This is a genomic window from Bacillus sp. JJ664 (assembly GCF_036962205.1).
Lineage (GTDB): Bacteria > Bacillota > Bacilli > Bacillales > Bacillaceae_G > Gottfriedia.
In genome coordinates this window covers 1-9,239 of record NZ_JBALMS010000088.1, presented here as the reverse complement: position 1 = coordinate 9,239, position 9,239 = coordinate 1, and the positions used below count along the sequence as shown (strand labels likewise).

The 9,239-nt window shown below is 34.8% G+C and carries 5 protein-coding genes and 1 pseudogene; 2 read left to right on the top strand and 4 right to left on the bottom strand.

The genetic code is table 11. The features are described from left to right. Positions 1 to 47: 47 nt before the first annotated feature. The gene (locus tag V7056_RS14705; RefSeq protein ID WP_499703099.1) at positions 48 to 176 is read right to left on the bottom strand and encodes a BA3454 family stress response protein; all 129 of its coding nucleotides are present in this window, start codon (positions 174 to 176) and stop codon (positions 48 to 50) included. Between the two features lie 409 nt (positions 177 to 585). Further along, positions 586 to 1,033 (bottom strand): annotated as a pseudogene (locus tag V7056_RS14700) (lyase family protein); the annotation flags it as partial. Positions 1,034 to 1,105: 72 nt separating this feature from the next. On the opposite strand from V7056_RS14700, the gene V7056_RS14695 reads away from it, so the two are divergent. Beyond that, positions 1,106 to 1,525 carry an organic hydroperoxide resistance protein gene (locus V7056_RS14695; protein WP_499703097.1) on the top strand — a complete coding sequence of 140 codons (420 nt, stop codon included), beginning with the start codon at positions 1,106 to 1,108 and terminating at the stop codon, positions 1,523 to 1,525. Between the two features lie 564 nt (positions 1,526 to 2,089). Next, entirely contained in the window at positions 2,090 to 3,010 is a 921-nt protein-coding gene (locus V7056_RS14690; protein ID WP_499703095.1) for a LysR family transcriptional regulator, read from the top strand. 53 nt (positions 3,011 to 3,063) lie between these two features. Here V7056_RS14690 and V7056_RS14685 read toward each other — a convergent pair whose 3' ends face one another. Both V7056_RS14685 and V7056_RS14680 read right to left on the bottom strand, forming a co-directional pair. Further along, positions 3,064 to 7,257 (bottom strand): S8 family serine peptidase, encoded by a 4,194-nt coding sequence (locus V7056_RS14685; protein ID WP_499703100.1) that lies wholly within the window; start codon positions 7,255 to 7,257, stop codon positions 3,064 to 3,066. Between the two features lie 569 nt (positions 7,258 to 7,826). Next, positions 7,827 to 9,044 carry an MFS transporter gene (locus V7056_RS14680; protein ID WP_499703093.1) on the bottom strand — a complete coding sequence of 406 codons (1,218 nt, stop codon included), beginning with the start codon at positions 9,042 to 9,044 and terminating at the stop codon, positions 7,827 to 7,829. Between the last annotated feature and the right edge of the window lie 195 nt (positions 9,045 to 9,239).

Genomic DNA, 9,239 nt, shown 5'->3' with positions numbered 1-9,239 from the left:
TTATAATGCAGTTTATAAAAATAAGCTCTATTTCTTTGAAAAGCCAACTACCATTGTTTTTGAATTTGTTCTTTTGCTAAACGGAATATTTGTTTTTGTGGTGTGCCCTTTTGAACAATTACTTTGGTTTGATAATTCTTCCCTTTATATTTAAGGTTCACTGTTACTTCTAGCATATTTTTCACCCCTTTAGAATAAAAATCGTTTATGGTCAACAAAATTAAAATTTGCTCTGACAATGATGTTATTTTTTATAATCTTATTTACGATATGTAATATAGAAAATAAAAATTAACCACATTATTGGTCAAATACAATTGAATTTATTTTCAATTCGAGATATTTATATTTGAAATTGAAACTGCAATTGAATCATTTTTATAAAAAAATACCTAAAACAGTAAAAATTGAAAAATAGTATAAATTTCATTTTGAATTATTTTATCTTTAATTCGAGATAAATATATCACGCGAAATTTTATCAGTCAAATAGCAGTTTTTTCCTACAGCAGTTATCTTAAAGATTTTGCTATAAAACAATATTAAAAAACAATGGCCGGAGTGTCTTTTTATATGCTAACTTTCGATTGTTACTGCTTTTTCATGGCCAATATGAGGTTTTAATGTAGTTACTATCATAAGTAATCGATTTCTAAATTTGCTTCAATGCGTTTCACACAATGATCATCAAAGTTCCCTTGACTTGCAAATCCTATCGTCACATCATTTCCTATAATTTGTGTAACAACCATTGTTGTGCCTCAGAATGAGTTGGATTCACTTTCCATGGCATAATTGAACTTCCTGGTTCATTTGAAGGGATGATTATTTCACCTATATCATTTCTTGGACCATTTGCCACCCATCTTACATCATTAGCAATTTTTATCAAATCTGCTGCTAATGCTTTTAAAGCTCCATGAGTATAAACAATCTCATCATGACTTGTTAATGCTTGAAATTTATTTTCTGCTGAAGTAAAACAGAATCCAACTAACGAACTAATTTCCCTTTTATCAAATTTTTTTGAGAATAGTTGGAGTATGGATTATCAATACTAACGATATGAAAAATGTACATATAATTATTAATGAGGTGATTATGAATGGTTGTCTTATTTACATCGAAAGCTACTGCTTTTGGAGGTCGTGAAGGAAAAGTTAAATCAGATGATGGCTTAATTGATTTACTATTAACAATGCCATCTGCCAACACTAACAAAGTTGGATCTAATCCTGAACAACTATTTGCAGCTGCATATTCAGCATGTTTTGATGGAGCATTAAACTTTATCGCTAAGAAAAATAAACACAAAATTGAATCATCAATTACAGCGGAAGTTAGTTTATTAAAAGATGATACAGAAAGCCCTTTTTCCATAGCAGTTACGTTAAATGCACAAATTAAAGGTGTTCCACAAAATGTTGCTGTAGAGCTTGTGAAAGAAGCGCATGGTTTTTGTCCTTATTCAAAAGCTTTAAAAGGCAATGTTGATGTAAAGTTGAAAGTTAAAGTTATTGAATAGTTTTCAATAGTAACAAGATCTTTTCCAAAAACTTGTTACATATTGATTAACAATATGAAATTGACTAAAAAATTTAAATAAATTGCCTATAAAAGAGCTAATCAACACCTGTCGATTGGCTCTTTTATATTTATTGATTTGCTTTTGCTTTTTTAACCCATTCTGCCACTTGGGGTTAAATAAAAATAATTATTAAGCCAGATACCTACGTTTACATAGATTCCTCACAACTTTTTGTTTTGAAACACCACCTTTTAAGAGAAATGGTAGGGAGTTCACTATTTGAAAAGAAGTATACGATTTTCACAAGAAAAATTCTTATAGTATCTCAATGTATCGCAATATGAGTTGGGAAGAATTACTAAGATTCCTATTAGTACTCCTGAGTTGTTGTATCTGTATTCAATAGTTTATTATGGGAATGAGCGGTTTTTTATTCGTTTTTCTCTCTTAATAAAATGGAGTCAAAGCAATAAGTTATTTTTGGAAGTTTTAATAACATCTTCTTTAAGTAAAAATAAATTAGTTCATATAATATCATCTAGAATAGAGAGAAGTGAAATGATGGAATTAAGAGAATTGGAATACTTTATAGCTATTTGTGAGGAATTACATTTTACAAGGGCAGCAGAGAAATTAGGAATTTCACAACCTGCTTTAAGCCGTCAAATGAGAGCCCTAGAAGATAGATTAGGGGTTCGTTTATTTGATCGTTTAGGTAAAAAAATTGCCATTACGGAGGCAGGTAAAATTCTAAAAGAAGAATCCGAAAAAATATTCTCCAATTTACAATTTATCTATGACCAAATAGGAGAGCTCCAAAAGCTAAAAAGAGGAAAACTGATCATTGGGACAATGTCGGAAGAGTTAAGTCAACTTGCATCTGTAGTTTTCCAAGAACTTCATCGAAAGCACCCTAATGTGCAATTGAAGATCATTCAGTCAGATAATATTGAAGAAAAAGTTATTCAAAATGAAGTCGATTTAGCACTGACAATGCCTTTAGAGAATGAACAGTTAACAAATATTCCTTTATTTAATGAAGAATTTTATTTAGCTGTTCCATTTGATCATCATTTGGCTGAAAGGGATAAAGTTGATTTTGAAGAGATTAAAGACCTGCCACTTGTATTAAGTCCTTTAAGTCACAATTGCCGAAAAGTAATAGATATTGCCGCTAATTCTTTGGGATTCGTTATCCAACCAATCATAGAATTAACTGATGTAAAATCTATATTGAGTTTAGTGAAAGCAGGTATTGGAGCAACTATTCTACCGAGTACACTTCTCGCTTCAGAGAATGCTGAAGCCCTCAATGTAATTAAAATAGTAAACCCTGGAATTTATAAGGAAATTGCTATTGTACATCATAAAGATAAGTATATAGGAAATGCTGCTAGAAATTTTATGGAATTGTTGTTTGATTATGTGATTGAGAAAAGTCTTTCTGTAGAGGATACCGAAAAAAATTTTATTAAATCCTGACAGCTTATATAAAAAAACTCCCCCATACCATGAAGCGGAATGGGGAAGTTTTTTTAACGTTGTTTTTTGGGTAATTTCATTCGGTGAACACTGCCACCTTGAGTTCCGACAAACAAATATTCTCCGTCTGGAGAAAGTTCAATTGCTGTAGCATTTCTATTCTCGAGACCTTCGGATAAATTGGTCCATGTTTTTCCTCCATCTACACTCATTAACACACCGCGTCCTCCCTTAAGAAGTCCAGACTCATAAAAGGAACCTGTGGCTGCATAGACGATTTTAGGGTTGCTAGGGGAAACTATAATATCATTGACAAATACATTGAGTTCATCAGCACCCTTTGCTTTTTCTAATGTTTTCCCACTGTCTGTGCTGACATACAAATGATTGCCTCCGAACACTAAATGATTCGGATTATGTGAGTCAATTGCAATACTGCTTACGGGTATGTTTTGAATTTTTTGGAATGATTGACCCATATCATTGGACAAGAATAGTCCGTCATTTCCACCTGCCCAAATCCGGTTAGGATAGTTAGGATCAGCGGTTGCTAAAGCTGTAAATTTGTGTTCTTGCTTAATCTTTTTCCAATTCTCCCCAGCATCTTTACTGATATATATACCTGTTTCTCCACTCGCTGGGATAACATATGAGATCATGATTTGTTTCGAGTCAGCTGGGTTAATCAGCATTGCAATTGGGACTCCGCTTTCTTCAAATTTCAAATCCCATTTTTCTCCACCATCATTACTTCGGTATACATTCATAGTCCCAAATGCACTATAGCGTATCTTGTAAACGACATTAGCCTCTGTTGGAGAAGTAGCGATTTGATACACTTGTTCTCCTACTCTTCCTTCACCTTCTGCGGCTCCCCATTCTAGTGTTGAGGAATCAACCTTGTTTTGAGTTGGTAGCGCTGTCATGTATATGTTGGAGTCAGTACCGGCAAGTAACTGATATCCTTTAGAGTTCCGCGAAATAGCCAAGCCGTAAACCGTTGCTGCAGGAATACCGATTCGTTTATATGATTCACTTTTATCCTGAGTACTATATATCCCTGCCTGTTCAGAAGATACATAAATTGGTCGCATCCCTTTATAGGTAGATTTTGGTCCAATGGCGAAATCTACTTCATAGGAGTTAGACCCAGGAAGAGGTTTTTTCCAAGTTTCCCATGTTTTTCCTTTGTCGTGACTCACCATTATTCCATCATATCCAGTACCTACATAAATATCACCTTCTAGAATATCTATGTGAGATACATTATTGAATGGTATTTGAGCGTGAGTAAGTTCTTTCCAGTCTTTACCTTTGTTATATGAAGCGTATAAACCGCCACCAAAAGTGCCAACAACTAGCATACTTTCATTGCCTTCAATCTCTTTTGTACTTCTAAAAGGAAAAGGTGGCTGATACAATAGTTCAGATATAGCTGATCCAGAGAATACATCTTTAAATAAGTAAACACCATCATAGCCTGCTGAAATATATAGGTTGTTATTCAGAAGAAGTGCATTATTAAGATATCCCCACCAACCAGGTAGCTTCTCCCAATTCATTCCTCTGTCCAAGCTGACATAAACTTCGTTACTCGAAATAGCAACCAGTTTTTGCCCACTTTTATCAATTAATAAATTAGATATCTCTATGTTCGGAAAAGGTAAAGTGTTCCATGTTTTTCCCCCGTCTTTGCTGGCTAATATCTTTCCAATATAAGTAGGATCATTATATTTAGAATTAATAGCCACATACATATTTTTTTCATCTGTAGGATCAGCCACTAGATCAGCAGCTACTCCTCCTGCTACAGGGAAATTTCTATACTCATGCCAAGTTTCTGCCCTATCTTCAGTCCGGAACAATGATAGAGTCGATGACGGTAAAACTGTCATGTCCTTAGAATTTTTTAAGTCAAAATTCATCAGTCCTGCATTAGAGTAAGGCCCAACAGAATCCCAAGATGAAGCGTGTTCATTATCTGCTGGTAATTTTTCCAGAAAACCTGAACCTATTATTGTAGATTCCTCATTAGCAAAATTTTTGACTGTGGTACTTGCATCAATCCGATATATTCCCACTTCATTTGTCTGAACTTGCAACTTCCACCAACGATCATGATCTAAGGTAGCAGTAACTTCATTTGTTTTTCCGCTAGGAGTTCGTACTGTCACTTTAGGAGCTTCTGTCATATGAACCGGGCTGAAAATATAGGCTGTTGTTTCACCTACTGTTGATGCTACCGGATCAGGTGATGCAGTAATTCGGAAATGTCTTGCAATTAACTTATATGGCACGCGTAAATGCTGCGATTCTTTTGCAGATTGAATATTTCCTTCTACCCAGCCCGAGATATCGATATCCTGATCCGGTCGATTCATGTTTATATTCACCTCAACATTGACCTGTTGACCTGGTTCAATATGAATATGGGAAGGATTCACAGTAACGGTTGTCCCGGATTTTGTATCGTCTTTAATAGAGAAATCCATATCAACTGGTACATCACCTTGATTGTTCAAAGATAATGAAGCATTTCTTTGAATCTCCGAATCTTTCAAATCAGCAAATCCTAAATTTAATACATTAGGAGAGGCTAAAACATTTGTTTCCGCTGCAGCCTTTACATCCAATCTTCCTGTTCCTTGTGTAAGCACATCATATGATGCCAGCGGTTTTGCGGTTTCTTTTAAAGCGCTTGAAATCTCGCTAGCATTCCATGACGGCTTAAGTTGTTTCAGAAGTGCAGCTGCACCCGCCACATGAGGAGCAGCCATGCTTGTCCCGCTTAATCTTGTATAACCTGAATCATTATTCTCATTCTTGATGAACGTCGAGTTGATTTCAACGCCTGGAGCGACTAAATCAGGCTTTGCTCGAGATTCGGAATCACCTCGGGAACTAAAATTTGCAATTTGATCCGTTATGTCTTTTCCCGAAATTGTAATTTTAACAGGTCCTTTAGCCAAGTAAGACTTTAATTCCCCAGCTTTTGTTGCACCAATTTTCATAGCGACTAACGATTCTAACTGGCTGTCTAAAGTTGAACTTGTCAGGAATTGATGTTGTGATTGTAATTCTTCATAAGAGTTGGATGTATACTGAGATGGAATAGTATCTCCTAATTTAAAAGATGGTCCAGGTTGCTCAGGCACGAAAAAGATCGCAGCGTCTGCCCCTTTTTGTTGTGCTGTAATCGCCTCTGTACGTCCATCTGAACCTACTGGTGGTTGAATTAGAACAATCTTTCCTTTTACATCTAACCCATTGTAGCTTTCCATTCCACCTTCTCCGACGTCTACCAGATCGCTGTTAATTGATGTATCAGGGAGATTAGCAGAAAACCCAAGGCGGGTAACGGATAAATTCTCTTCAAGTGGTGCAACCATCTTCGCGTCAGGTACTTTGATACCGCTTACACTTGCACCAACAGCAAGTACCCCCTCAGCAATAGCTGGAGCACCTATGGTACCATAACTAGGTCCTGCATTCCCTGCTGCCGCGACAACAACTACACCGGCATCAACGGCATTCTGAGCGGCTTGGGAGATAGGATCACTGCCATCCCCAGGACCACCTATGCTCATATTAATGATATCGGCCGGAAATGGATTGTCCGGAGAAATAGACGCTTCAATTCCTGCAATGATATCGGATGTATTTCCTATACCGTTTTCGCTTAAGACTTTATAAGCTGTGATGGAGGCTTCAGGCGCGACACCCTTCAATTTTCCTTGCGCAGCAATGATTCCCGCGACATGGGTACCATGGCCATTGTCATCCATAGGATCATTATCATTATTCACATAATCATATCCCCCAACTACTTTATGCCCTGAGCCGAACGCCCCGCCAAGGTCAGGGTGATCATAGTCCACACCCGTGTCAATCACAGCAACTGTGACTCCTTTCCCTGTAACTTCTTGGTTTTCATGGTCGTGCTTAGACCAGACATCAGGAGCACCTATCAAAGGAACACTGTTGACTAAGTCAGCGTGATATTCCTGATCGGGGTAAATTGCCTTTACACCTGGGAGGGTACGCAGATCATCCACTTTGTTTTTGGGTACTTGTAATGCAACTCCGTTAAATATGAACGTATATTCGTTAGATTTGTTGAATGGAATCTTCTTTTCTATTATTTCTTGTATTACTTTCAAGTGAGATTTTTTCAAATTCTCAGTTTGATCTTTTATCCTTCTTACTATTTTTTTGGAAACGGCTCCAATTTGTTCTAAATGAGGCATGGTTTGAATGGCAGGAGTTCCTTCCATTTCGACCACAACACGTGTCATAGCATCATCGGGACTAGATCCTTGCGCCTTACTTAATGGAGTATCAAAAATAAATTTAGCATTAGTGATTACTAGGGCTGTAGCAACCATACAAGTCGCAGTTCTTCCCTTATACCACTTAGTTCGTTTTTTCATCTTTTGCATCACCTCTACCACAAATTACATTTCAGGAAAGCGGAATTAACCTATTAAAAACGGAAAAATTATACTATTCTAAATGTTATGGCTATTATATGGTGAAATATTTTTCTGGTAAATGACATTCTTGTTATCATAATGATTCATTTTAGTTATTAATAAACAGGAATGAAACACAAAACTATAGCAGTAAAATAAATATAACTCTTTTTTTAAGCTTCTTTGGTGAAAAACAAATTTATTTTTTAAAATTGGATAGTTCTCTATTTAAGGAAGAATAGGATAAATTGTCAATTTGTAACAACTTTTCATTTTTGTATGGTCAATTACAAGACCTAAAGTTATATATTTCAAATCAATCCAAGGAAAATCTTTGGACGCAGTTATGAAGCTTTGCTTACACCGGATGAAATTACTAATTTTTTGAATACTCTTTTATGACGATAATATACAAATGTTGCTAGTAAAATACTGAGCATCGCAAAGATATAATCTAACCAGAATACAGCAGTCACATCGATATTTTTTGCTAATAACCCTGTAATATATGGGATTACTATGAATGCAGAACTTGATGCGGTGCTTACATAAGCCGATATCGTCGCTTTATTTTTAGGGAAGAATTCTACAATCACTGTAATACACAATTGAAATAAACCAGCAGTTGAAAAACCTATAAGAAAAGAACATGTTATTATCAAAATAGGTTGGTGACTAAATAATAAAATCAATAAAGATAAAGAAGTTAAGAAAGAGTACAAAATTAAAATTACTATTGGACTTATAAACCGATTGATAACTAATGCAATTATTAAAACGGAAATAAGTGATCCAAGGTTGAAATAACTTAATAGCTGAATAGATTCAGTTCTACTCATATCAAGAATACTAAGACCATATGTTGGGAGCCAAACTTGTACAACCATAAATAATGTTGTAGTTGTAAATCCCATAAAAATAGTAGCTAAGCCTTCCTTCCAGATGATTGGTTTTATTTTGAATCGATTTTCTTCATTGATGTTATCTTCATCACTTTTATTAGAATTCTTAGGAAAACTAACTGAAGATAAGATACTTCCGTTTATGAAAAAGATTAAAGCAAGTACAAAAAATGTATATCCGTAAAAAATATTATGATTAATAATATATGAAATTATGATTGGTAGAATCATAGCTCCAATTGATATAAATGCTTTAATTAATACAGTAGATTTTCCTGTATTTTTTGGAAATGCTTCAATAAGTGCAGGATAGGCTCCTGAGTCTAATATTGAATTGCTTATCCCAGCAATAATGGCAATAATAAACGCTATTTCATAAGTAGGTGCTAGTGGTATTCCAATCAAAAATATTAGATACAGAAATGAAGCTGTTACAACAAGTGGCTTTCTGCCGAATTTATCAGAAAGCTTACCTGACACACTTAAAGTGATTAATTTTCCAATCCCTATACCTGAAACTAAGATACTTATTCCAGTATTATCCGTATTTAATTGTGTTGTTAGAAAACCCATATTAGATGAAAAAATGATATTAATCATCCCTAATAGGAAGTAATCAATATATAACCCTATAGTCATACCTAAATGTTGAGTTTTCATTAGATCCCCCAATTTAATGTTATACCATTTATTATTAGAATCTCTGGTTAAAAACTAGCTAATCTTTTTTTTGATTATTTATCTAATTTAGGTCATCAAGCTTTAATTCTTGAATATCGTTATTAGCTAAACATTTTAAACAGAAGAATAAATTAAAATGATCCTAGATGTACGAAAAAAATCTTTAATTCGAGA

Coding starts and splice junctions, on each gene's coding strand:
- V7056_RS14685 (WP_499703100.1), bottom strand. CDS start 7,257: ATGCCTCATTTAGAACAAATTGGAGCCGTTTCCAAAAAAATAGTAAGA.
- V7056_RS14705 (WP_499703099.1), bottom strand. CDS start 176: ATGCTAGAAGTAACAGTGAACCTTAAATATAAAGGGAAGAATTATCAA.
- V7056_RS14690 (WP_499703095.1), top strand. CDS start 2,090: ATGGAATTAAGAGAATTGGAATACTTTATAGCTATTTGTGAGGAATTA.
- V7056_RS14680 (WP_499703093.1), bottom strand. CDS start 9,044: ATGAAAACTCAACATTTAGGTATGACTATAGGGTTATATATTGATTAC.
- V7056_RS14695 (WP_499703097.1), top strand. CDS start 1,106: ATGGTTGTCTTATTTACATCGAAAGCTACTGCTTTTGGAGGTCGTGAA.